Origin of the sequence: Candidimonas nitroreducens (assembly GCF_002209565.1) — a bacterium.
Lineage (GTDB): Bacteria > Pseudomonadota > Gammaproteobacteria > Burkholderiales > Burkholderiaceae_B > Candidimonas > Candidimonas nitroreducens.
In genome coordinates, this window is sequence record NZ_NJIH01000007.1 from 114,099 (window position 1) to 135,550 (window position 21,452).

Consider the following 21,452-nt stretch of genomic DNA (forward strand, 5'->3'; position numbering starts at 1 on the left):
TTAAAATCCATCCATGAACGACATACAGGCTCCGGCCGACATCCTCGCCTCGGCGCACCGTACGCTGGGCATCGAAATCGCGGCGCTGCAGGCGCTCGACCAGCGCCTCGACGGCGACTTCGGCCGCGCCGTGACGCTGATCATGCAATGCGCCGGCCGCGTGGTGGTCACAGGGCTGGGCAAATCGGGCCATATCGCCCGCAAGATCGCCGCCACGCTGGCTTCCACCGGCACTCCGGCCCTGTTCATGCACGGCGCCGAAGCCGTGCACGGCGACCTGGGCATGCTCACCGCGCAAGACCTGGTGCTGGCGCTGTCGCACTCGGGGGCGGGGCAGGAACTGCTGACCATACTTTCGGTGGCCAAGCGCATGGGTGTGCCCATCATCGCCATGACCGGCAACCCGCAATCGGAGCTGGCGCGCAACGCCGATCTGCACCTGAACACCCACGTCACGCAAGAGGCCTGCCCGCTGAACCTGGCGCCCACGGCCAGCACCACGGCCATGCTGGCCCTGGGCGATGCCGTCGCGGTGGCATGCCTGGAGGCGCGCGGCTTCAGCGCCGAAGACTTCGCGCTGTCGCATCCGGGCGGCACCCTGGGCCGGCGCCTGCTTACCCGGGTGCGCGACATCATGCGCCAGGGCGCGGCGCTGCCCGTGGTGGCGGCCGGCACCTCGATCACCGACGCCCTCACGGAAATGTCCGCCAAGGGCATGGGCATGGCCATAGTCGTCGACGCGCAGCGCCACCCGGTGGGCATATTCACCGATGGCGACCTGCGCCGGCTGATCGAGCGCCACGGCGACATCCGGCCCCTGACGGTGGAAAACGGCATGAGTGCGCACCCGCGCAGCGTGGGGCCGGCCACCCTGGCCATCGAAGCGGCCACGCTGATGGACGCCGGGCGCCTGAACCAAATGCTCGTAATCGACCGCGACGGGCTATTATTGGGTGCCCTGCACATGCACGACCTGCTCGCCGCCAAGGTCATCTAGATCCACCAGCCATGAACATGCCCAACGTCCCCCACCCCGCCGAAGCCCTGGTACTGGCCAAAGTCGCGCCGGCCGTCATCGAGCGCGCGCGCCACATCCGCCTGATGGCCTTCGACGTCGACGGCGTGCTGACCGACGGCCGCCTCTGGTACGGCGAGCAGGGCGAAGCCCTGAAGTGCTTTCACGTGCTCGACGGCCACGGCCTGTCGCTGCTGCGTGAAAGCGGCGTATACATTGCCCTGATCACCGGCCGGCGCGGCCCCATACTGCCGCGCCGCGCGGCCGAGCTGGGCATCGCCACCGTGCTGCAGGGCGAACGCGACAAGGCCGCGGCGCTGGCGCGCCTGGCCCAGGAACAAGGCTGCCCCATGGAGCAGGTCGGCTTCATGGGCGACGACATCATCGACCTTGCCGCCATGCAGCGCGCCGGCCTGGCCGTCAGCGTGCCGCAGGCGCCCAGCTACGTGGCCCAGGCCGCGCACTGGGTGACCACGCGCGACGGCGGCGCGGGCGCGGTGCGCGAGTGCTGCGACCTGATCCTGGCCGCGCAGGGGCGCCTGCGCACTTTTCTCGGCGCACGCCCCGCCAGCGTGGCCGGCGCCGCGGTGCAATAGGCGGCCATGAAAGACCGCATTCCCGCCGTCATCGCCGTAGCCCTGCTGGTGGCTCTTGTACTGGGCACGTGGTGGGCGGCCGACTATGCGCAGCGATCCATACCCATAGATCCGCCGCGGCGCATCAGCCACGACCCGGATTCCTGGGCCGATCAGTTCATCATGGTGCGCACCGACCCAGCGGGCATCGCCATCAACCGCCTCGAGGGCGTGCACATGGATCACTACCCGGACGACGATTCCTACAAGGTCACCACCGCCCGGGCCATCGGCCAACAGCCCGGCTCGCCCATCACCGTCGGCACCTCCAAGATCGCCATCATGGACAAAGACGGTTCGCGCATCGTCATGCAGGGCGACGCCCATCTGCACCGGCTGCCCGACCAGGATCACGCGCCGCTCGACGTAACCAGCCAGAAGCTCACCCTGCTGCCCGACAAAGACGTGGCCTACACCGACCTGCCGGCGCTGGTGGTGAACGGCAATTCCACCATGAACGGCAAGGGCATGCGTTACGATAACAAGACTCGCGTCCTGCAGGTATTTTCGTCCACCGACGTCAAGATTTCGGCCCAGGACGTGCAGAATCAACAGCAATCCAACGCCAAAAAGAAAAAACCATGAATCTCGAATCCTGCACCACGCTCGCCCTGCATACGGCGGCCGCGATGCTGTTGGGCGCGGCCCTGGCCTGCGCCCCTGCCCTTGCCGCGCCTGCCGGCAGCGGCACCCGGCCGGCCCCGGCAAGCACCGGCGCCGGCAAACACGCTACGCCGGCACAGCCCGCCGCGGCCGGCTCGCAAGCCGGCTCCCGAGGCGCCTCGCAGTCGGGCAAGAAACCGGCCGAGCAGCCCGACACGGTAGTGCTGTCCGATACCCTGAACTACAACGACGCCAAGAAAGAAAGCGTGTTCACCGGCAGCGTCGTGATGACGCGCGGTCTCATGACCTTGCGCGCCGACAAGCTCGCCCTGCACCAGGACGCAGAAGGGTTCCAGTACGGCACCGCCACCGTGGGCCCGGGCAAGCTGGTGTTCGTGCGCCAGGAAAACCCCGAGAAATTCGAAGTCATAGAGGCCCGCGGCCTGCGCGCCGAATACGACGGCAAGACCGAGGAATTCGAGATGATAGGCAAGGCCGTCGTCACGCGCTTCATCTGTGGCAAGCCGTTCGACACGATCAGCGGCGAACGGGTCAAATACAACCAGAAGACCGACATCTACCAAGCCTACGGCGGCCCGAATTCCGCGGCCGCGGGCGGACGCGTGCGCTCGGTCGCGCAGCCTGGCGCCAAGGCCGACGCCGCCGTGGCGGAATGCAGCAAGAAATCCGCGCAGGGCACCGGGCGCGCCACCGGGAAACAATAAGCTTCATGTCATCGCCCCCCAACGCCGCAACTCCGCCCAACAGCCCCCCGCTGCGCACCCTGCGCGCCACCGGCCTGCGCAAGACCTACGGCAAGCGCACCGTGGTGCAGGACGTCTCGCTTTCGGTCGACAGCGGTGAAGTCGTCGGCCTGCTCGGGCCCAACGGCGCCGGCAAGACCACCAGCTTCTACATGATCGTGGGCATCGTGCCCGCCGACGCCGGCCGCATCGAGATCGACGGTACGCCGATCACCGGCCTGCCCATGCACCGCCGCGCCCGCATGGGCCTGTCCTATCTGCCGCAGGACGCCTCGGTGTTCCGGCGCCTGACCGTCGAAGAAAACATCCGCGCCGTGCTCGAGCTGCAGCTCGACGACTACGGACGGCCGATCTCGTCGGCGCGCATCGGCGAGAATCTCGAATCGCTCATCGACGAACTGCAGATCTCGCACATCCGCAACAACACGGCGATCTCGCTGTCGGGCGGGGAGCGGCGCCGGGTGGAAATCGCGCGGGCGCTGGCCACGCACCCGCGCTTCATCCTGCTGGACGAGCCCTTCGCCGGCGTGGATCCGATCGCCGTCATAGAAATCCAGCGCATCGTGCATTTCCTGAAAAGCCGCAACATCGGCGTGCTGATCACCGACCACAACGTGCGCGAAACCCTGGGCATCTGCGACCGCGCCTACATCATCAGCGAAGGCAAGGTGCTCACCAAGGGGCACCCCAGCGAAATCATCGACAACGAAGCCGTGCGCAAGGTGTACCTCGGCAAGAATTTCAAGATGTAGCAGCACCCCGCCCATCGTCCTTCGAGGGCTCCCTCATCGTTTTCCCCAAGCCCCTGTACCGGCCCCTGCCGCGGCCGCCGCAGGGGGCTTGATTTAGTTTGCACAAGCTATACACTGGACTGGTCATAACCACCGGCAAGGAGGCCGTACATCCGATACATCCGCGCCTAGCGCGCAACTGTGTGATTTTTTCTAGGAGAGCACAATATGAACCTGAGCATCAGTGGTCGTCATCTCGAAGTCACTCCCGCCATACGCGAGTACGTCTTGAACAAGATGGCGAGAGTTTCTCGACACTTTGATCATGTCATCGACACCCAGGTCATGCTCTCGGTAGAGCGCTTGAAGCATACCGCCGAAGTTACGATGCGGCTGCGCGGCAAAGACATCCACTGCGCCGCCGACGACGACAATCTCTACGCCGCCATCGATCTCCTGGCCGACAAAATCGACCGCCAGGTCATCAAGTACAAAGACAAGGCCCAGGATCATGCCCACGACCCTGTCAAGCGGCTGGAAGCGTCCGCCGGCTAAGCTTTCATAAATAGCGCCAAACTCCGTGATTGCGGGCCATCCGGCCCGCAAAGTCTTTCGTTCTTCTCCCAGCCAGAAACCATAGTCATAAGCCCATATAATGGGCCGTATGAACCTATTGTCCCGCATCCTGCCACCGCAAAACGTGGTGCTCGATCTGCCCGCCACCAGCAAGAAAAGGGCTTTCGAGCAAGCCGGCCTGCTCTTCGAAAACAACCAGGGCATAGCCCGTACTTCGGTGTTCCATAGCCTGATCGCCCGCGAAAGGCTGGGCTCGACCGCACTGGGCCATCATATTGCGGTGCCGCACGGCCGTATCAAGGGCCTGAAAGAACCCTGCGCCGCCTTCATCAGGCTGGCCGATCCGGTACGCTTCGACGCCAGCGACGGCCGCATGGCCAGCCTGCTGTTTTTCGTGCTGGTGCCCGAAACCGCCACGCAGCTGCACCTGGACTTGCTGGCCGAAATCGCCCGGCTCGTGTCCAGCCCTGCTCTGCGCCAGACGCTGGCCACGGAAACCGATGTCGCCGCCATCCACGCCCTGCTTTCCACCGACCCGCCCACGGGCGGCGCGCCGGCCTGACGCCCCGAACCGGCCCCGATATCAAATGCTCACCATCCAAGAACTCGTCAGCGACAATGCCGACAAAATCCCCTTCACCTGGATCGCCGGGCTGGGCGCGGCGCACCGCCTGATCCCCGACGTCGGCATGTCCGGGGCCGACCTGGTGGGCCACCTGAACCTGATCCACCCCTCGCGCATACAGGTGTTCGGCCGCGAAGAGCTGTCCTATTACACGCGCTTCGAGCCCAAGCGGCGCGTGCACCATCTGGAAGACCTGGTCGCCGGCGGCGTGCCGGCCATGCTGATCGCCGGCGACCAGCCGGTGCCGGACGACCTGCGCGAGTTCTGCAATCTGCAGCAGATCCCGCTGCTGGGCACGCCCATCGAGGCGGCGCAGCTCATAGATCTGCTGCGCATCTACCTGGGCAAGCGGCTCGCTCCCAAGACCACGGTGCACGGCGTGTTCATGGACGTGCTGGGCCTGGGCGTGCTGATCACCGGCGAATCCGGCCTGGGCAAGAGCGAACTGGCGCTGGAACTGATCTCGCGCGGCCACGGCCTGGTGGCCGACGACGCGGTAGAGCTGTCGCGCACCGCGCCGAACATGATCGAAGGCACCTGCCCGTCGCTGCTGCAGAACCTGCTGGAGGTGCGCGGCCTGGGCCTGCTGGACATACGCACGATATTCGGCGAAACCTCGGTGCGGCGCAAAATGAAGCTCAAGCTGGTGGTGCAGCTGATGCGCTCCAGCGCCGACGCCTTCGAGCGCCTGCCCGTGCAGGATCAAACCCAGGACATCCTGGGCATCCCCATACGCCGCGTCATGCTGCAGGTTGCGGCCGGCCGCAATCTGGCCGTACTGGTCGAGGCCGCGGTGCGCAACACCATCCTGACGCTGCGCGGCATCGACACCATGGGAGAATTCATAGAGCGCCAGGCGCTGGCGATCATGGAAAACAGCCGCAAAGAGTAATGCCTGGGCGGGCCGCGCACCTACACCTGGAATTCATCTGACATGTTTCGCGTCGTACTTATCACGGGTATTTCCGGCTCCGGCAAATCGGTCGCCCTGCGGCTGCTCGAAGACGCCGGCTATACCTGTGTCGACAACCTGCCGGTGCGCTTCCTGCACGAATTCATCGCCAGCACGCGCGAAGACTCCCTGGAGCGCGTGGCCGTCGCCATAGACGTGCGCTCGCCGGGCGAGCTGGCCGAGCTGCCGGGCGTCATCAACGACCTGCGCGCCGGCGGCACGGCCTTTCGCGTCATTTTCCTGGACGCCAGCGACCATACCCTGCAGCAGCGCTACTCGGAATCGCGCCGCCGCCATCCTCTTACCGACAAGCTGCAGCGCGGCGGCAAGACGCCCTCGCTGCAAGACTGCATAGACACCGAACGCGAACTGCTGGCCCCGCTGCGCGAGCAGGAACACGTCATCGACACGTCCGACCTGACCCCGGGCCAGCTGCGCGCCTGGGTGCGCGACCTGGTGCAGGCCGACCGCGCGCCGGTGGTGCTGACATTCGAGTCTTTTGCCTACAAGCGCGGGGTGCCGGGCGACGCCGACCTGGTGTTCGACGTGCGCTGCCTGCCCAACCCGCACTACGACCGCGCCCTGCGCCCCCTTACCGGGCGCGACGAAGCTGTGGCAAAATGGCTTGGCCAGTTCGGCAGCGTCGAGACCATGATCGAGGACATCTCGGGCTTCATACGGCGCTGGCTGCCTCTGTACATGCAGGATACCCGCAACTACCTGACGGTGGCCATCGGCTGCACCGGCGGGCAGCACCGTTCGGTCTATGTCGTAGAGCAGCTTGCCAGGCGCTTCGCCGATCACTCGCCGCTGCTGGTTCGGCATCGCGCCCAGCCTCCCGCTTAGGGTCTGTCCACAGGAGCCGCATAGCCATGAAAAATCAGGCTGAACCTATTCTGGATCCAGGGCCTGTTCACACTAAAAGGGGTGCCTCTTTTAGCGTGAACAGGCCCTGAAAGAAGTGCCCAGCGCCACATCGGGAGCCATGACCGTACTGCGTTCGCTTGCCGCCATCCTGACTCTGACCTGCCTGGCCGTTCTGGCGGGCTGCTCTACCACGCACACGCGCGGCGGCGGCTACTACAAGAACGACGGCCCCGGCGGCTACGCTCTCGACCTCAGCAAAATCCCCGACGCCGTGCCGCGCATCGAAACCCCGTCGACGGCGGCCAGCAAGCCCTATTCGGTGTTCGGCAAACGCTACGTGCCGATGGGCTCGAGCCAGCCGTTCCGCCAAGTCGGCACCGCCTCGTGGTATGGCAAGATGTTCCATGGCGCCAAGACCTCTACCGGCGAAACCTACAATATGTACGCCATGACGGCGGCGCACCCCACTTTGCCGATTCCCAGCTATGCCCGCGTCACGCGCGTCGGCACGGGCCAGTCGGTAATCGTGCGCGTCAACGACCGCGGCCCCTTCCATAGCGGGCGCATCATGGACTTGTCCTATGTGGCGGCGGCCAAGCTGGGCATTATCGGGCCGGGCAGCGGCAAGGTCATCGTCGACGCCATCACCAATACCGACATCGCGCGCGGCAATACCCATCTATCGGACATCGCAGCGGCAACCGGCGGCCGGGTACAGCCCCCGCCGCAGGCCGAGCCGGCCGCCGAGCCGGTAGTGGCCAAGGCCGTACAGGAACCCACGCCGAACGTCATGCTGGCACTGGATCAGCCGTCCGCGGCCGCCGACAGCCCGCAGCAGGCACCCGCCCCCGCCGCCACGAGCGACCCCGCGCCCCGCCCGCAAACCGCCGCCGCGGCCTACCGAAGGCCCGACTCCGGCCCCGCGCCGGCCGCCGACGCCGACGGCATCTACCTGCAGTTCGGGGCCTTCAGCGGCGCCGAAAACGCCGACCGCCTGGCACAAAAGATCAACACACGGATCGCCGGCACCGAAGGACACAACGCCCACGTCGAGCCAGGGGGCAATCTATACCGGGTTCAGTTGGGCCCTTACCCTGACCGCGGCACGGCGGTCAATGCGGCCTGGCGCATCCGGCAGAGCACCGGCATGGCCTCGACGCTGGTGACGCCCGACGTCGCCCTGCGCTGATGCGGCCTCAGGCTTGCGCCGGCCGGCGCGCCAGTGCGCGCGCATAAAGCTCATCACGCGGCAGGCCGGTCAGCTTGGAGGCGATCCGCGCCGCGTCCCGCACGCTCAGCGACTCCAGCAGGGTGTCGAGCAGCTCGGCGGTGCGGGCGTCGTCCGCCCCGGCAGCAGCCGGCTCCGCGCCCTGGTGCACGATCAGCACGAATTCCCCCTGGCTGCGGTGCGCGTCGGCCGCCAGCCAGGCTTCTATCTGCTCCAGAGGCAGCGTGACGATCTCTTCGAAGCGTTTGGTCAGTTCGCGCGCCAGCGTCAGCCGGCGCCCGGCCCCGCATACCGCCAGCAGATCGGCCACTGCCTGCGCCAGCCGATGCGGCGACTCGAACATCACCACCGGCGCCGGCACGGCGCACCATTGCGCCAGCCACTTGCGCCGCGACGCCTGGCGCGGCGGCATGAAGCCGGCAAAAACAAAGGCGGGGTTCTCGTCCGAGGTGGCGCCGCTGGCCATCAGCGCGGTGATCACGGCACTGGCCCCGGGCAGCGCCACAACCCGGTAGCCGGCCTCGCGCACGGTGCGCACGATGCGTGCGCCTGGGTCGCTGACGCCCGGCGCGCCGGCGTCGGACACCAGAGCGACACGCTGGCCCTCGGCCAGGCGCTGAACGATGGCCTGCGCGGCCTCGGCCTCATTGTGCCGGTGCGCCGCCATGAGCGGAGTGTCGACCCCCCAGGCCTGCAGCAGCGTGCGGCTGGCGCGCGTGTCTTCGGCGGCGATCACGTCGCAGCGCCGCAGCGCCTGCCAGGCACGCAGGCTCAGGTCGCCGAGATTGCCTATGGGCGTGGCCACCACGTATAGCGTGGCTTGCGGCCAGGCCTGCGCCCCGACGCGTTCGATGAGATCATTCCATGACGCCGGGGGCTCTGCAAAACGGGAGGCATCGTTCATACTCAAACCTGGATCTTGTTGCTCGTTATTCGGGATGCACCGGGCAGGCCACGGGGCCGCGACGGAGGCCGCGCAGCCTGCCCGCTACGCAAGGGGCCGACGCATGCAGGGTGAAGATTCCGCCATCCTACTCGAACTGGCACGCATTGCTCAGCGTGATGCCATACGCCGCCGCAAGCGCAGGCTGGCCGCCGCGGCCCGCCCGCAAAAACCGCGGCGCGCGGCGCCGTCGCGCATGCCGACCCAAGCCCAGCAAAACGGACTACAGGCCGAATCCCAGGCACGGCGCTGGCTGGAAAGATCCGGCCTGCGCATCCTGGCGCGCAACCTGCGCTGCGGCGTGGGCGAAATCGACCTGGTCGGGCTGGACGGAGCGGTGCTGGTGTTCATCGAAGTGCGACACAGGCGCTCGACGCAGTACGGCGGTGCGGCAGCCAGTGTAAACCGTCAAAAGCAGCAGCGTCTGATGCGGGCCGCGCAATACTTTCTGCCGCGGCTGAGCCGCCGCTATTTCGACTGCAATATCCCTGCCTGCCGGTTCGACGTCGTGGCCTTGGAGCCGTCGGGGCTGCGCTGGTACAAGCATGCCTTCGGCTCGGACTGAAGCGCTGCGCGGCGCCGGCCGATTCGGGCTTGCCGGCGACTGCTTCGGCATCAAGAACTTTTAATCACAATTGTGGTTGTCAATATTACCAACGTGATTGAATAACATTATTCAATCACGAATGTGAATACCTTTGCCGAGCGCATGCGCCACGCCCGCAAGCTGCGCCACCTCACTCAAGCCGAGGTGGCGATTGCTTGCGGCTTGTCGCAAGGGGCCATCGCCAACTACGAAAGCGGCAATCGCGCCGCGCCCAAGGATATATTCGGTCTGGCCGAAGCCTTGAAGGTCAATGCATTCTGGCTGCGGCACGGCAAAGGCGAAATGGATCCCGTCCCCCTCAGCGAGCCCCTGGTGGACGAGCCCGGGCCCAAAGGATCCACACACACGTGGCCGTTCGAGCGCATTCCGCCGCAATCCTACTGGAATCTTTCGGTGCACGACCGCCAGCTCGTCGAAAGCACCGTCCTGAGCCTCATCACCTCGCTGTCCGGCGGCCAATGATCGCGCAAAAGGCAAGGCAACCGGGCCCCGATCGGGCTCAGGACAGCACGACTTTGCTGCTTTCCCGGACAAGCAGCTCGCACGGCACCAGCGTGCGGCTGGCGACAGGCTCGGGCTCGGGGCTCGCGGCAAGCAAGCGCAGCACGGTGCGGGCCGCCTGCTGCCCGATTTCATAGCGGCCCGGCCGCAACGTGGTCAAGGCCGGCTTGAGACTGGCGGCAATCCCGGCACCGCCGAAACCCGCAATCGCACAGTCCGCCGGCAGGCGAACCCCGCAATCGGCAGCGTGCAATATGGCCCCCGCGGCCATATAGTCATTAGTGAAGATGATGGCCTGTGGGCGCGTATCGCGCGGCCCCGCCTTCAAGGCGGCGATCTCGCGCGCGCCGGCCTCGTAGTCATCGCTTGCATCGGCCCTGCGCACGTCCGGGGCCAGGCCGGCCGCCGCCATGGCTCGGGCGTACCCCTCGGCGCGCTGGGTCGCGCGAAAATCTTCTTCGGCAAAAGGCAGCACGAAGCGCACTCGTTTGGCGCCCTGCTCCAGAAAGTGCCTGGCCAATTCGGTTCCGGCCTCTGCATGAGGAAAGCCGACCTGGTGGAAGGGCCGGCCATCCACAAAGCCCCATGCCTCGACGATGGGAATATTCAACGCGCCCAACATGGCTTCGGCGGCAGGGGTATGGTCGTCGCGCGTCAGTATCAGCGCACTGGGATGCCAGCCCACGAACGCGCGGATCGCATCCTCTTCCAAAGACCGGGAATAGCGTGCATTGGCCAACAGCAGCTGCAGGCCGGAGGCCTGCAGCTCATCGGTCATGCCTTTGACCAGGTCGGCGAATGTCGCGCTGGCAATGTTCTGCATGACCGCGCACACCACGCGCCCGCGCCCCGAAGCCAGGCCGCCGGCCACCTGGCTCGGTACATAGCCTATGCGCTCGATGATCTCGCGCAGGCGCTCGCGCACGGCCTCGGACACTTTTTCCGGGCTGTTGAAGTAGCGCGAGACCGTGATGGACGAAACCCCGGCAAGTGCGGCCACGTCGCGGATGGTTCGCGTGCCTGCCTTGCGGCGCGAGGCGCGCCGGCTGCTGGGCTGGTTCATGGTTTTCACCTATGGTTCCGTGACGGATAAGAACTTTACACTCTATCCGATGTTAGCGGTAACATAAATATAAGAAAACATGCCGCGGAAATACGCCGGAAAGCCTGGCAGGCAATGCCACCCACCTGTCGAGTGGCAGCGGCTTTGCGGGAGACAGGGCCCACTTTGAATAGGAGACAAACTCAATGAACCGCCGACAAATGTTGTTCCGCTGCCTTACCAGCCTTGCGGTCTGCGCCATGCTGGACGTACCGCAGGCCGCCGTGGCGCAAGCTTCCGGCGCCTACCCCAGCCGGCCCATCACGCTGGTGGTGCCCTATCCGCCGGGGGGTGCGGCCGACCAGTTCGCGCGCTCATTGGGCCACGCGCTGGGCGAGCGCCTGGGCCAGTCGGTGGTGGTCGAGAACCGCCCGGGGGCAAACGGCAATATCGGCTCCGCCTACGTGGCGCGGCGCCAGGCGGCCGACGGCTATACGCTGCTGCTGGGCTCGGCCAGTACGCTGACGATCAACCCCAATCTGTATGCCGACATAGGCTACGATCCGGTCAAGGACTTGCAGCCGATCACCCTTACCCACCAGATGCCCAACGTACTGGTGGTCAGCTCGAAGACCCCGTACAAGCGGGTGGCCGACGTCGTCCGCGCGGCCAAGGCAAACCCTGGCCACATCGCCTTCGGCTCGGCCGGCTACGGCAACACCATGCACCTGGCCGGCGTCCTGTTCCAGAGGCAGGCTGGCATCAAGCTGGTGCACGTGCCGTACAAGGGAGGCGCGCCGGCGCTCATGGACGTGCTGGCCGGCACTATTCCGATGATGTTCAACAACCTGCCGGCGCTGGTGCCGCTGAAAGACAGCGACAAGGTACGCCTGCTGGCCGTGGCCGACACCAAGCGCTCGCCCGTGCTGCCCAAGGTTCCGACCTTCGCCGAAGAAGGCCTGCCGGGCGTGGTGTCCGTCGTGTGGAACGGCATACTGGTGCGGCGCGGCACGCCACAAGCCATCGTCGACCGCCTCAACTGGGAAATGGGCAGCATCCTCAAATCACCCGCGTTCCGCCAGCCGCTGGAGGCGCAAGGATACGAAGTCCTGTCGTCCACCCCCGGCGAGTTCGAAGCCCTGATCAAGAAGGACCTGGCGAACATGCACAAGCTCACCAAAGAAGCGGGCATGAAGATAAATTGAGCCCGGCTCGGCGGGCAAGGCGTGGCCCACGCAGGCACCAGCCGGGCCAGGCTGCGCCAAGACGGGCGCTGCCTACAGCCTAGAGCGAGTTTGGCTCAAGTGTTTACCGGGTTTTCGTGGCGCTTGTCTAATGCAATTGCTTCGAAGCATGTAAATACCTGAACTGGAAATGCTCTAGCCTGGCCTGGCGTGGCTTTGGCCGGAATGGGCCAGGCCGCGGCGCCGTTCAGCGCCCGACGAAGCGCGCCGGCCGCTTTTCCTTGAAGGACGCGACGCCCTCCTGGAAATCGGCCGTCTGCCGGATCTGCGGCTGGATCAGCGCCTCCATTTCAAGGAACTGGTCGAGGCTGGGCGACAGCGAGAACTGGAACATTTTCTTGGCCATGGCCAGCGCATAGGTCGGCTGCGCCGCCATGGCCTCGGCGAGTTCCAGCGCCTCGCGCTCGAGCGCATCGTCGGGAACCACACGCGTCACCAGATCCAGCGCGGCAGCCTCTTGCGCCGAGAAGAAGCGTGTGCTGAACACCAGCTCGCGCGCCCGCGCCATGCCGATGGCGCGCGACAGAAAGAACACCGCGCCCGAATCGGGAGCCAGCCCGCGCCGCGCGAAAATACACGAAAACTTCGCGGTCTCGGAAGCCACCACCAGATCGCATGCCAACATCATGCTCAGGCCTATCCCGACCGCGATGCCGCGCACCGCGGCAATCACCGGCTTCTCGATGTTGTAAAGATTGCGGATCAGGACATGCGCGTTCTGCTGCAGTTGCATGCGCGAGTCCTTTACGTCGCGCGGCGCCATTTTCGAGACATCGGCACCGGCGCAAAAACTGTCGCCAGCGCCGGTCAACAGCACCGCCCGCACCTCGTCGTCGACATGCGCGCGCAGGAATGCCTCGGCCAATTGCGCGCGCATGTCGCCGGCCAGCGCATTCTTGCGCTCCGGGCGATTGATCAGTATGTGCGCGACCGCGCCTACGCGCTTGAATTCGATTTCCGCCATGTTTGTTTACTCCGCCTTCGCCACCGCTGCGTCTTCGTGCCGTGAACCGGCCGCTGCGGGCGCAGCCGCCACCACCAGCGCATCGACGGCGCACACGCCGCCGCCGCGCTCGAACAGCATGACCGGATTGAGATCGATTTCGGCGATCTGCCGCGGATACGCCGCCGCCAGTTCGGACACCGCCACCAAGAAGCGCGCCAGCGCGTCGAGGTCGGCCGGCGCCTGGCCGCGCGCACCGCGCAGGATATCGACGCCCTGCAGGCGCTCGATCATGGCGTGGGCGCCCGCCAGATCCAGCGGCGCCAGCGCAAACACCACATCGCGCAGCACTTCGACGTAAATGCCGCCGAAGCCCAGCATCACCATCGGGCCGAAATCGGCATCGTTGACCACGCCGACCACCATCTCGCGGCCTTGTGTCATCATGCGCTGCACCTGGATGCCTTCGATGCGCGCCTGCGGCGCGTGGCGTCGTACGTTCTGCATGATGCGGTCGTAGGCCGCGGCTACCTGGGCCTCGTCGGCCAGCCCGAGCGCCACGCCACCGGCTTCGGTCTTGTGCGGGACATCGGGCGACACGATTTTCAGCGCCACGGGAAAGCCGATGCGCGCGGCCGCCGCGCGGGCCTCTTGCGGCGTGGCCACCACCGCCTCTTCGGCCATCGACACGCCATAGGCGGACAGCAGCGCACGGGTCTGCGCCGGATCCAGCGAGCCGGCCGCGGCATCCAGGGCAATACGCGGAGCAGCCGCCGCGTCCCTTGCGGCGCTACCGGACGCTGCGCCCGCTCGCCGCCAGCGTTCGACGAATTCGCGGTGTTCGCAAAGGCGGCGCATCGCATACGCGAAGTCGCCCAGCTGCATGTGCAGGCCGCCGATCTCGCTGAGCAGCTGCATGCCCTCGGCGGCCGGCTCGCCCGGCGAATGGAACACCAGCGGCCGGCGTCTGGCCTGCAGCATGGGCGCGAGGCGCTCGGCCACATCGCGCACCCGGTTCGAGGTGACCATCGAGACGATGATCAGCCCGATGTCGATGCCATCGGCGGCCGACACCAGCTCCAGGATATTCATCAGGGTCTGGCCGCCGTCCTCGACCACGCGCGCGGTCACGTCCACCGGGTTTTCCGAGGAGCCGTAGTCGGGCACGATGGTGGCGAGCTGCTGCTTGAAGGCCGGTTCCAGCGGCGGCACCTCGAGCCCTTCGGCCTCGCAGATGTCGGCGGCCCAGCCGCCCGCGCCGCCCGAGGTGGTAATGATGCCGACTTTGCGTCCGGCCGGCTCCATGCCTGCGCTGACCGCCGCGGCCAGCGCCAGCATCTGTTCAGGACGATCGGCGCGCAGCAGGCCGTATCGTTCGAATGCCGCATCGTAGGCGGTGTCGGCCCCGGTAAGGTGCGCGGTATGCGAGACCGCGGCGCGCTGGCCGGCGCCCGAACGGCCGATTTTCGCCACGAGCAGCACGATGCCGGCAGCCAGTGCGCGCTGGGCCACGCCGGCAAGCCGTTCGGGATTGCGGAAGCCCTCGACGAACAGCATGATCGCGCGCGAAGTGCCCAGCGTGATCAGATAATCGACCACCTCGAGCAGCTCCACGTCGGCTTCGTTGCCGGTCGAGACCAGGTGGCGTATGGGGATGTGCAAGGCGCGCGCCCGGCTGTACAGGGCATAGGCGCTGGCTCCCGACTGCGAGACAATGCTGACGCCGTGGCGCCGCTCTACCGTGCCGGGCGCCGGCAGGGGCACGACTTCCAGGGTCGGGCTGAAGGTCGCCACCACGCGCGCATCCGCGTCCAGGTAGCCTTCGGCATTGGGCCCCAGAATACGGATGCCGCTGCGGGCGGCGAACGCGGCGACGTGATCCTGCAGCCGCTCGCCGACCGGCGCGTGGCCGCCGGCGCTGAAGATCGCCGCCGCCTTGACGCCGCGCCGCGCACATTGTTCGAGCACGTCCATGACCTGATCGGCCGCCACCGCGATCAGGGCCAGATCCACCGGCTCGGGCAGCGCATCGACACTCGGGTAGGCGGCCAGGCCCTGGATCTGCTTGCTGCTGGGATTGACCGGATAAACCTTGCCGCTGTAGCCGCCGTCGAGCAGCAGCTTCAGCAGACGCCCGCGGATCTTGTTGGTGTCCTGCGAGGCGCCGACCAGCGCGACTGCGCGCGGGGCGAATAGGGAAGACAGACTTTCCACCTTGACTTGCTCCTGTGCTGATACCGGCTCGCCACCGCCTGGCGCGGCCATGTCCGCGGCCCTCATGGGGCCAATCGGGCACGCCATTGCGCGCGCGCCTCTTCGTATTCGATTGCCAGTCGATCCACCAGTTGCGCGGTGCGCGGCACGTCGCCGATCGCCCCTACGCCCTGGCCCGCGCCCCAGATGTCGCGCCAGCGCTTCTGCCGGTCGCCGCGGGCGCGCACCGCGGCCGCATCGACGACCGGCAGATTGCGCGGGTCGAGGCCGGCCGCGACGATGCTGGCCGCCAGATAATTGGCCGGGATACCCGAGAAATGCGGCGTGTAGACCACGTCGGCCGCACGCGACTCGACCAGCATCTGCTTGTATGCCGGCACGGCCGACGACTCTTCGGTGGCAATGAAGCGGGTGCCCATGTAGACCAGATCGGCGCCCATCACCTGCGCCGCGAGTATCGAGCGGCCGTCGCCGATGGCCCCGGCCAGCACCAGCGGGCCGTCGAACCTGCGCCGCACCTCGCCAAGCAGGGCAAACGGGCTCAGCGCCCCCGCGTGGCCGCCGGCCCCCGCACACACCAGGATCAAGCCGTCGACACCGGCCGCCAGGGCGCGCTCGGCATGCCGCAGCGAAGTGACGTCGTGGAACACCAGCCCGCCGTAGCCATGCACCGCCCGCACCACTTCGGTCGGCGCCCCCAGGCTGCTGATGACCAGCGGCACGCGGTGGCGCACGCAGCTGGCCAGGTCGTCCGCGAGCCGCTGGTTTTCCGCTTTCACCACGAGGTTGACCGCGTACGCCGAGGTGCCGGCATAGGCGGCCCCTGCAGCGGCGGCACGCGCACGATGCGCCGCCAGGCCGTCCTCGATGCGCGCCAGCCACTCGTCGAACACCGGCTGCGGCCGCGCATTGAGCGCCGGCACCGCGCCCAGCACCCCGCTGGCGCATTGGGCGACCACCGTCTCGGGATTGGACACCAGGAACATCGGCGAGCAGATCACCGGCAGGCGCAGGGAGCCGAGCAAGGAGGCCACCGCCTCGGATTGCGGACGGTCAAGAACGGGTGGAGATACTTGGTTCACTGCGCTTTCGCCTTGCCCATTACCTTGGCCATGAAGGGCGTCAGGGTCTGGAGCTGCTTGGTGACCTTGGCTTGCATTTCTTGCGGCGAGCCGCCCAGAATTACATAACCATTGTCCAGCAAATACTTCTTGTTGTCCTGCAGGGCGTGGGCAATGGCCTGGTTCAGCTTTTCCACCACGGCGGCGGGCGTGCCGGCCGGTGCGGCGATACCCGTCCAGGTATCAGCGTCGTAGTCGGACAGGCCCAGCACTTCGCCGACGGTCGGCACGTCCGGGATCAACGGCAGGCGCTTCGGACTGCCGATCGCCAGGATGCGCACCTTGCCGGACTTGACGTTCGGCAAGGCCGAACCGACATACCCGAACATCATCGATACGCGCCCCGCCAGGAAGTCGACCAGAGCCGGGCCGGCGCCCTTGTACGGGACATGCAGAATATCGACCTTGGCAGCCTGCTTGAACATCTCGCCGGACTGGTTCAGCGAAGTGCCGACGCCGGCAGAGCCGTAACTCAGCTTGCCCGGATGCGCCTTCGCGTACGCGATCAATTCCTGCACGTTCTTGAACGGCGAATTGGCGAGCACGGTAAGCACCAGCGGCGCGCCGTTGGTCAGGCCGACGAAGGTAAAGCTCTTGACGGGATCGTAAGGCAGGTGCGGATAGATGGCCGGGTTGATCACGTGCACGCCGGCAGTCGTATAGAGAATCGTGTAGCCGTCCGGCTCCGCCTGGGCCACCGTCTCGGCGCCGATGATCGCGCCGGCACCGCCGCGGTTGGTGACCACGATGGGCTGCTTCAGGTACTTGGCCATCGAGTCCGCCATCAGACGCGCCACGGTATCGGTCGCGCCGCCCGGCGGGAACGGCACCACCAGACGGATCGAGTGGCTGGGATAACCGTCGGCATGGGCCGGTATGACGGCGCCCAAACCGAACGCCGACATGGCGATCAACAAGCCGCAGGCGCGGCGTAGAATCGAGAGCATCAAGTTCGTCTCCTTGAGAAATTCGGCCCGTGGGCACTTGCTGTGTGTTGTCTGCCGGCCTCGCCGCACGACGCGGCCGATGGCATATCGATCTTAGGCGGCGGCCGGCGGCCAGGCTTGACGAAGCGGCAAAGGATCGTTCTGCTTACGCCAATGCCCGCATCGGCTATAGATTGCAATTGCCGCGCAGCAGCGCCCGCGCCACCATGCGCCGTTGAATCTCGCCGGTGCCGTCGGGAATGCGCATCTGCCGCGCCAGGCGATAGCCCTCTTCCAGCCGCAGTGCATTGGACAGGCCAACCGCGCCATGCACCTGGATGCTGCGATCCATGACCCGGTTCAGCATTTCGGTGGCAAACGCCTTCACCATCGAGGTTTCGGCAATTGCCCGCTCGCCCTGCGCGATGCGCCAGGCGCAGTTCTGCACCATATTCTTGGCGGCGTAGATATCGATGGCGCTGTCGGCCAGCAACTGCTGCACGGCCTGGTGCTCGCCTATCGGCTTGCCGAAAGTGCGCCGCACCTTTGCATAATCGACCGCCAGATCCAGCGCCCAGCGCGCCATCCCGACGCAGCTGGCCGCCATGCTGAGCCGCCCCGCATGGACACCGGACAACGCTTTCGACAGCCCTTCGCCGACCGGCCCGAGCCGGTGATCGTCGGCCACGCGCACCTGATCAAGCACGACCACGCCGATTTCCGCACCCAGGTGCCCCATGGTCGGGATCACCGAGCTTACGGTGAAGCCCGGGTCGGAGGTATCGACGAAAAACCCGGTGATGCCGCCCTTGCGCTGCTGTGCCAATTCGGGATCGGTGACGGCGAACACCATCGCATAGTCGGCATACGGGGCATTGGTGATCCATTGCTTGGTGCCGCTGATCACCCAGCCGTCGCCGCTGCGTTCCGCGCGCGTCTTGATCGCGAAGGCATCCGAGCCGGCGTCGGGTTCGCTCAGGCAGAAGCACAAGGTTTTCTCGCCCGAGGCGATGCCCTCCTGGTAATGCGCGAACACCTCGGGATCCAGATGCCGCAGCACCGGCGACAGACCGTTGGTGAAAGGCGAAGGCAGCACCACCGTCTGTATCAGCTTGCGCGCCGGCCCATAGCGATGGTTCAGTTGTTCCTGCACGTGCACATTGGCCAGCACGCCCAGGCCCAGCCCACCCAGCTCTTCGGCCGCGAACGCGCCGTAGAAGCCCAGTTCCGCCGAGCGCATGCGCACCTTGCGGCGCAGTTCCCGCACTTCGGGAACGAAGCGGCCGTCCTCCTGGTACAAATTGCGTTCATTCTCGAACAGGGCGCGGTTGGCCTGCTCCAGCGGCACCACTTCCTGGTCGATGAAGCGCAGCAGGCCATCGGCGAACAGCACCGTATCCGAATCGATCTCGAAATCCATGTAATTCTTTCCCTTCTTTCCCTGCAGCCTACAGCGTATCGGCGGTGCCCAGAATGGTGGTCGACTGGCTCGACAGCGTGCCGCCGTTGCCATGCACCAGCGCGGTGGCCGCGCCCGCCACCTGGCGTTCGCCGCAAGCCCCGCGCAGCTGCCGCACCGCTTCGACCGTGATGAACGCCCCATACATGCCGGGATGCACGCAAGACAGGCCGCCGCCATTGGTATTGACCGGCAGGCTGCCGCCCGGCGCGATGGCGCCGCTTTCGACGTAGCGGCCGGCCTCGCCCTTCGGGCAGAAACCCAGGTCTTCGAGGAACAGCAGCGTGTTGATCGTGAAGGCGTCGTACAGCTCGAGCACATCCATCTGCTGCGGCCCCAGCCCGGCCATCCGGTAGGCGCGCTGCCCCGAATCGACCGCCGCCGTGACGGTAAGATCCGGCATGGACGAGATCTGCTTGTTCCACATTGCCGTGCCGCTGCCGAGCACGTATACGGGCGGCTGCGGCAGGTCGCGGGCGCGATCGGCGCGCACCATGACATAGGCCGCCGCGCCGTCGCTCACCAGGCAGCTGTCGCGCACCGTCAGCGGGTCGGACACCATGCGGGAATTCAATACGTCTTCGATGCTCAAGGGCCCGCGCGCATAGGCTTCCGGGTTGAGCTGCGCCCACTTCCGCGCCGCCACCGCGACGTGCGCGAGCTGCGTGCGGGTGGTGCCGTACTGATGCATGTGCCGCGACGCGGCCAGCGCATACGAGGTCAGCGGCGGCAGCGGTTCGTAGGGATCTTCGTAGGGTTGCGGCTCGAGCTGGCGCCGCGCCTTCTTGATCGCGGCGCGGTTGATGGTCGCAGTGCGCTGGGTGCTGCCATAGCACACCAGCACCGCATCGCACTGGCCCGAGGCCAGCGCCAGCATCGACGGCAGGATGTGGGCAACGAAACTCGAGCCGCCGATCATGGTGCTGTCCATGAAGCGCGGCCGCAGCCCCAGGTATTCGACCACCGACAGGCCCCACATCGCCGAGGAGCTGCTGGCGGTCGCCAGCCCGTCGATCTGCTGCATCGTCAGGCCGGCGTCGGCAACCGCCTTCTGGCTGGCCTGTGCAAGGATTTCCATTTCGGTGAAGCCGGATGCGTCGCCGCAGCCGGCCTGCCCGACCCCGACGATGGCGACCGCGCCGCGCAAATCATGCAATGAGGTCACGCTGCATCTCCTTGGGGATTGAACACCACCATCGACCCGTCGGCCGCGTCGACGATGCGGGCCACCACCCGCATTCCGATCTGGACTTGATCCGGGGCGATACCGTCGATGCGGCTCATCATGCGTACGCCCTCGTCCAGATCCACCAGCGCGACGTTGTAGTCGCCGCCGTCCTCGGGCTTTTTGCGCACCACGCTCGAGGCGTAGACGGTGCCGCCGCCCTGGGCCGGCACCCAGCCGGGCTCGGACGCACCGCAGTGCGGGCACAAGGCTCGCGGATAAAACACATGGCGCGCGCAATGCTCGCAGCGCTGGATCATGAACTTCCCTTCGCGCAGGAACGCGAAATACGCGCGCTGCACGCCCCCTTCGCCGCCCGCCTGAGCGGCACTGCCTTGAGTCGATTTCATGCTGGTTTCCTTCAGGATCGGCGCAGCCGGATGCGCCCGTTGTCCAGTACCTTGACCGCGCGGCTCCTGACCCAGGCGCGGAACGACACCACGTCGCCGTCGCGCCACACCTCGACGCTGATGGTTTCGCCCGGGAAAAGCGGCGCCGAAAAACGCACATCGAGCGCCTCTACGCGGGCGGGATCCTCGCGCAGCGCCTTGAGCGCCGCGGCCGCCGCGATGCCGAAGGTGCACAGGCCGTGCAGGATCGGCCGCTCGAAGCCAGCCTTGGCGGCCACGTCGGGATCGACATGCAGCGGGTTGAAGTCGGCATTCAGGCGGTACCAGAGCGCGGTTTGCGGCAAGGTTGGCCAGTCGATCTCGTGATCGGCGGGCCGTTCGGGTATGGAATGCGGCTGGCGCACCGGCCCGCTCGGGCCGCCGAAGCCGCCGTTGGCGCGGCAGAACGAAGTGGCGCTAAGGGTGACGACCGGAGCGCCGGTATCGGCGTCGAAAATCTGCCTCTCGGTATAGACCAGCGCGCCGCGGCCTTCCCCCTTGTCGATCACGTCGACAATGCGGGTGCGGCCGCGCAGGCGCGCCTCGGGCGGCAGCGGCTGGTGCAGGATCACGCCCTGCTCGCCATGCAGCACCCGGTTGCGCACGATGCCGGTCGCGGGATCGGCATTCCACGGCCCCGGATGGCACAACACCACGGGGAAGGTCGGCAGCACGCGCAGATCTTTCTCGTAGACGAAGCGCAGCTCGTCGCGGTCGACCGGATCCGCACCCAGGCCCAGGCTCAATGCATAAAGCATGGCGTCCTTGGCGGTGTAGTGCTGGTATACGTCTTCGAACGGCCACTGCAGCAGGCGCTCCCGGTCGATACGCGGGGCATCCAT

At 66.6% G+C, this 21,452-nt stretch carries 23 protein-coding genes; 13 read left to right on the forward strand and 10 right to left on the reverse strand.

The features are described from left to right. Positions 1 to 13: 13 nt before the first annotated feature. The 10 genes from CEY11_RS12625 (at position 14) to CEY11_RS12670 (ending at position 7,957) form a co-directional block, all read left to right on the forward strand. Positions 14 to 997, forward strand: a complete 984-nt coding sequence (locus tag CEY11_RS12625; protein WP_088603766.1) for a KpsF/GutQ family sugar-phosphate isomerase — start codon at positions 14 to 16, stop codon at positions 995 to 997. Positions 998 to 1,008: 11 nt separating this feature from the next. Next, the gene (locus tag CEY11_RS12630) at positions 1,009 to 1,611 is read left to right on the forward strand and encodes a KdsC family phosphatase (RefSeq protein ID WP_088603767.1); all 603 of its coding nucleotides are present in this window, start codon (positions 1,009 to 1,011) and stop codon (positions 1,609 to 1,611) included. A 6-nt stretch (positions 1,612 to 1,617) separates the two neighbouring features. Next, entirely contained in the window at positions 1,618 to 2,235 is a 618-nt protein-coding gene (gene lptC, locus CEY11_RS12635) for an LPS export ABC transporter periplasmic protein LptC (RefSeq protein ID WP_088603768.1), read from the forward strand. Next, positions 2,232 to 2,978, forward strand: coding sequence for a lipopolysaccharide transport periplasmic protein LptA (gene lptA, locus CEY11_RS12640; protein WP_233154861.1), 747 nt, complete (start codon positions 2,232 to 2,234; stop codon positions 2,976 to 2,978). The genes lptC and lptA overlap by 4 nt, the downstream gene beginning before the upstream one ends. 5 nt (positions 2,979 to 2,983) lie before the next feature. After that, the gene (gene lptB, locus CEY11_RS12645) at positions 2,984 to 3,769 is read left to right on the forward strand and encodes an LPS export ABC transporter ATP-binding protein (RefSeq protein WP_088603769.1); all 786 of its coding nucleotides are present in this window, start codon (positions 2,984 to 2,986) and stop codon (positions 3,767 to 3,769) included. Positions 3,770 to 3,976: 207 nt separating this feature from the next. Then, a complete protein-coding gene (gene hpf / locus CEY11_RS12650) occupies positions 3,977 to 4,303 on the forward strand; it encodes a ribosome hibernation-promoting factor, HPF/YfiA family (protein ID WP_088603770.1) in 327 nt (108 codons plus the stop codon). 109 nt (positions 4,304 to 4,412) lie between these two features. Then, the gene (locus CEY11_RS12655; RefSeq protein ID WP_198958892.1) at positions 4,413 to 4,886 is read left to right on the forward strand and encodes a PTS sugar transporter subunit IIA; all 474 of its coding nucleotides are present in this window, start codon (positions 4,413 to 4,415) and stop codon (positions 4,884 to 4,886) included. 25 nt (positions 4,887 to 4,911) lie between these two features. Further along, the gene (gene hprK / locus CEY11_RS12660; RefSeq protein ID WP_088603772.1) at positions 4,912 to 5,841 is read left to right on the forward strand and encodes an HPr(Ser) kinase/phosphatase; all 930 of its coding nucleotides are present in this window, start codon (positions 4,912 to 4,914) and stop codon (positions 5,839 to 5,841) included. Positions 5,842 to 5,883: 42 nt separating this feature from the next. Next, positions 5,884 to 6,747, forward strand: coding sequence for an RNase adapter RapZ (gene rapZ / locus CEY11_RS12665; RefSeq protein WP_088603773.1), 864 nt, complete (start codon positions 5,884 to 5,886; stop codon positions 6,745 to 6,747). A gap of 139 nt (positions 6,748 to 6,886) precedes the next feature. Then, on the forward strand, positions 6,887 to 7,957 hold the full coding sequence (locus CEY11_RS12670; RefSeq protein WP_198958893.1) for a septal ring lytic transglycosylase RlpA family protein: 1,071 nt from the start codon (positions 6,887 to 6,889) through the stop codon (positions 7,955 to 7,957). A 7-nt stretch (positions 7,958 to 7,964) separates the two neighbouring features. Here CEY11_RS12670 and rsmI read toward each other — a convergent pair whose 3' ends face one another. Beyond that, positions 7,965 to 8,900, reverse strand: a complete 936-nt coding sequence (rsmI, locus tag CEY11_RS12675) for a 16S rRNA (cytidine(1402)-2'-O)-methyltransferase (RefSeq protein ID WP_088603774.1) — start codon at positions 8,898 to 8,900, stop codon at positions 7,965 to 7,967. Between the two features lie 103 nt (positions 8,901 to 9,003). Here rsmI and CEY11_RS12680 point away from each other — a divergent pair, with 103 nt between their 5' ends. Then, entirely contained in the window at positions 9,004 to 9,504 is a 501-nt protein-coding gene (locus tag CEY11_RS12680) for a YraN family protein (RefSeq protein WP_088603775.1), read from the forward strand. Between the two features lie 123 nt (positions 9,505 to 9,627). Continuing rightward, a complete protein-coding gene (locus tag CEY11_RS12685) occupies positions 9,628 to 10,008 on the forward strand; it encodes a helix-turn-helix domain-containing protein (protein ID WP_088603776.1) in 381 nt (126 codons plus the stop codon). A gap of 37 nt (positions 10,009 to 10,045) precedes the next feature. On the opposite strand, the gene CEY11_RS12690 is transcribed toward CEY11_RS12685, so the two are convergent. Beyond that, complete coding sequence (locus CEY11_RS12690) at positions 10,046 to 11,110, reverse strand: LacI family DNA-binding transcriptional regulator (RefSeq protein ID WP_088603777.1); 1,065 nt, start codon at positions 11,108 to 11,110, stop codon at positions 10,046 to 10,048. A gap of 185 nt (positions 11,111 to 11,295) precedes the next feature. On the opposite strand from CEY11_RS12690, the gene CEY11_RS12695 reads away from it, so the two are divergent. Beyond that, positions 11,296 to 12,294, forward strand: coding sequence for a Bug family tripartite tricarboxylate transporter substrate binding protein (locus tag CEY11_RS12695; RefSeq protein WP_233154862.1), 999 nt, complete (start codon positions 11,296 to 11,298; stop codon positions 12,292 to 12,294). A gap of 226 nt (positions 12,295 to 12,520) precedes the next feature. Here the strand turns inward: CEY11_RS12695 and CEY11_RS12700 are convergent, their stop codons facing one another. The 8 genes from CEY11_RS12700 to CEY11_RS12735 form a co-directional block, all read right to left on the reverse strand. Next, positions 12,521 to 13,297 carry an enoyl-CoA hydratase/isomerase family protein gene (locus CEY11_RS12700; protein WP_088603779.1) on the reverse strand — a complete coding sequence of 259 codons (777 nt, stop codon included), beginning with the start codon at positions 13,295 to 13,297 and terminating at the stop codon, positions 12,521 to 12,523. A 6-nt stretch (positions 13,298 to 13,303) separates the two neighbouring features. Continuing rightward, positions 13,304 to 15,490: an acetate--CoA ligase family protein gene (locus CEY11_RS12705; RefSeq protein ID WP_158215299.1), complete on the reverse strand. Its 2,187-nt coding sequence runs from the start codon at positions 15,488 to 15,490 to the stop codon at positions 13,304 to 13,306. Positions 15,491 to 15,552: 62 nt separating this feature from the next. Then, on the reverse strand, positions 15,553 to 16,476 hold the full coding sequence (locus tag CEY11_RS12710) for an NAD(P)H-dependent flavin oxidoreductase (RefSeq protein WP_088604021.1): 924 nt from the start codon (positions 16,474 to 16,476) through the stop codon (positions 15,553 to 15,555). Positions 16,477 to 16,568: 92 nt separating this feature from the next. Next, on the reverse strand, positions 16,569 to 17,558 hold the full coding sequence (locus CEY11_RS12715) for a Bug family tripartite tricarboxylate transporter substrate binding protein (RefSeq protein WP_088603781.1): 990 nt from the start codon (positions 17,556 to 17,558) through the stop codon (positions 16,569 to 16,571). Positions 17,559 to 17,724: 166 nt separating this feature from the next. After that, positions 17,725 to 18,957, reverse strand: a complete 1,233-nt coding sequence (locus tag CEY11_RS12720; RefSeq protein ID WP_088603782.1) for an acyl-CoA dehydrogenase family protein — start codon at positions 18,955 to 18,957, stop codon at positions 17,725 to 17,727. A gap of 28 nt (positions 18,958 to 18,985) precedes the next feature. Continuing rightward, positions 18,986 to 20,161 carry a thiolase gene (locus CEY11_RS12725; protein WP_233154863.1) on the reverse strand — a complete coding sequence of 392 codons (1,176 nt, stop codon included), beginning with the start codon at positions 20,159 to 20,161 and terminating at the stop codon, positions 18,986 to 18,988. Then, positions 20,158 to 20,571, reverse strand: a complete 414-nt coding sequence (locus CEY11_RS12730) for a Zn-ribbon domain-containing OB-fold protein (protein WP_088603783.1) — start codon at positions 20,569 to 20,571, stop codon at positions 20,158 to 20,160. Before CEY11_RS12730 ends, CEY11_RS12725 begins: the two co-directional genes overlap by 4 nt. A gap of 11 nt (positions 20,572 to 20,582) precedes the next feature. Then, a complete protein-coding gene (locus CEY11_RS12735) occupies positions 20,583 to 21,452 on the reverse strand; it encodes a MaoC/PaaZ C-terminal domain-containing protein (protein WP_088603784.1) in 870 nt (289 codons plus the stop codon).

Coding starts and splice junctions, on each gene's coding strand:
- CEY11_RS12690 (WP_088603777.1), bottom strand. CDS start 11,110: ATGAACCAGCCCAGCAGCCGGCGCGCCTCGCGCCGCAAGGCAGGCACG.
- CEY11_RS12695 (WP_233154862.1), top strand. CDS start 11,296: ATGAACCGCCGACAAATGTTGTTCCGCTGCCTTACCAGCCTTGCGGTC.
- CEY11_RS12630 (WP_088603767.1), top strand. CDS start 1,009: ATGAACATGCCCAACGTCCCCCACCCCGCCGAAGCCCTGGTACTGGCC.
- CEY11_RS12670 (WP_198958893.1), top strand. CDS start 6,887: ATGACCGTACTGCGTTCGCTTGCCGCCATCCTGACTCTGACCTGCCTG.
- CEY11_RS12730 (WP_088603783.1), bottom strand. CDS start 20,571: ATGAAATCGACTCAAGGCAGTGCCGCTCAGGCGGGCGGCGAAGGGGGC.
- CEY11_RS12700 (WP_088603779.1), bottom strand. CDS start 13,297: ATGGCGGAAATCGAATTCAAGCGCGTAGGCGCGGTCGCGCACATACTG.
- CEY11_RS12655 (WP_198958892.1), top strand. CDS start 4,413: ATGAACCTATTGTCCCGCATCCTGCCACCGCAAAACGTGGTGCTCGAT.
- rsmI (WP_088603774.1), bottom strand. CDS start 8,900: ATGAACGATGCCTCCCGTTTTGCAGAGCCCCCGGCGTCATGGAATGAT.
- lptC (WP_088603768.1), top strand. CDS start 1,618: ATGAAAGACCGCATTCCCGCCGTCATCGCCGTAGCCCTGCTGGTGGCT.
- lptA (WP_233154861.1), top strand. CDS start 2,232: ATGAATCTCGAATCCTGCACCACGCTCGCCCTGCATACGGCGGCCGCG.
- CEY11_RS12625 (WP_088603766.1), top strand. CDS start 14: ATGAACGACATACAGGCTCCGGCCGACATCCTCGCCTCGGCGCACCGT.
- CEY11_RS12720 (WP_088603782.1), bottom strand. CDS start 18,957: ATGGATTTCGAGATCGATTCGGATACGGTGCTGTTCGCCGATGGCCTG.
- lptB (WP_088603769.1), top strand. CDS start 2,984: ATGTCATCGCCCCCCAACGCCGCAACTCCGCCCAACAGCCCCCCGCTG.
- CEY11_RS12715 (WP_088603781.1), bottom strand. CDS start 17,558: ATGCTCTCGATTCTACGCCGCGCCTGCGGCTTGTTGATCGCCATGTCG.
- CEY11_RS12735 (WP_088603784.1), bottom strand. CDS start 21,452: ATGGATGCCCCGCGTATCGACCGGGAGCGCCTGCTGCAGTGGCCGTTC.
- hpf (WP_088603770.1), top strand. CDS start 3,977: ATGAACCTGAGCATCAGTGGTCGTCATCTCGAAGTCACTCCCGCCATA.
- rapZ (WP_088603773.1), top strand. CDS start 5,884: ATGTTTCGCGTCGTACTTATCACGGGTATTTCCGGCTCCGGCAAATCG.
- CEY11_RS12710 (WP_088604021.1), bottom strand. CDS start 16,476: ATGTTCCTGGTGTCCAATCCCGAGACGGTGGTCGCCCAATGCGCCAGC.
- CEY11_RS12680 (WP_088603775.1), top strand. CDS start 9,004: ATGCAGGGTGAAGATTCCGCCATCCTACTCGAACTGGCACGCATTGCT.
- hprK (WP_088603772.1), top strand. CDS start 4,912: ATGCTCACCATCCAAGAACTCGTCAGCGACAATGCCGACAAAATCCCC.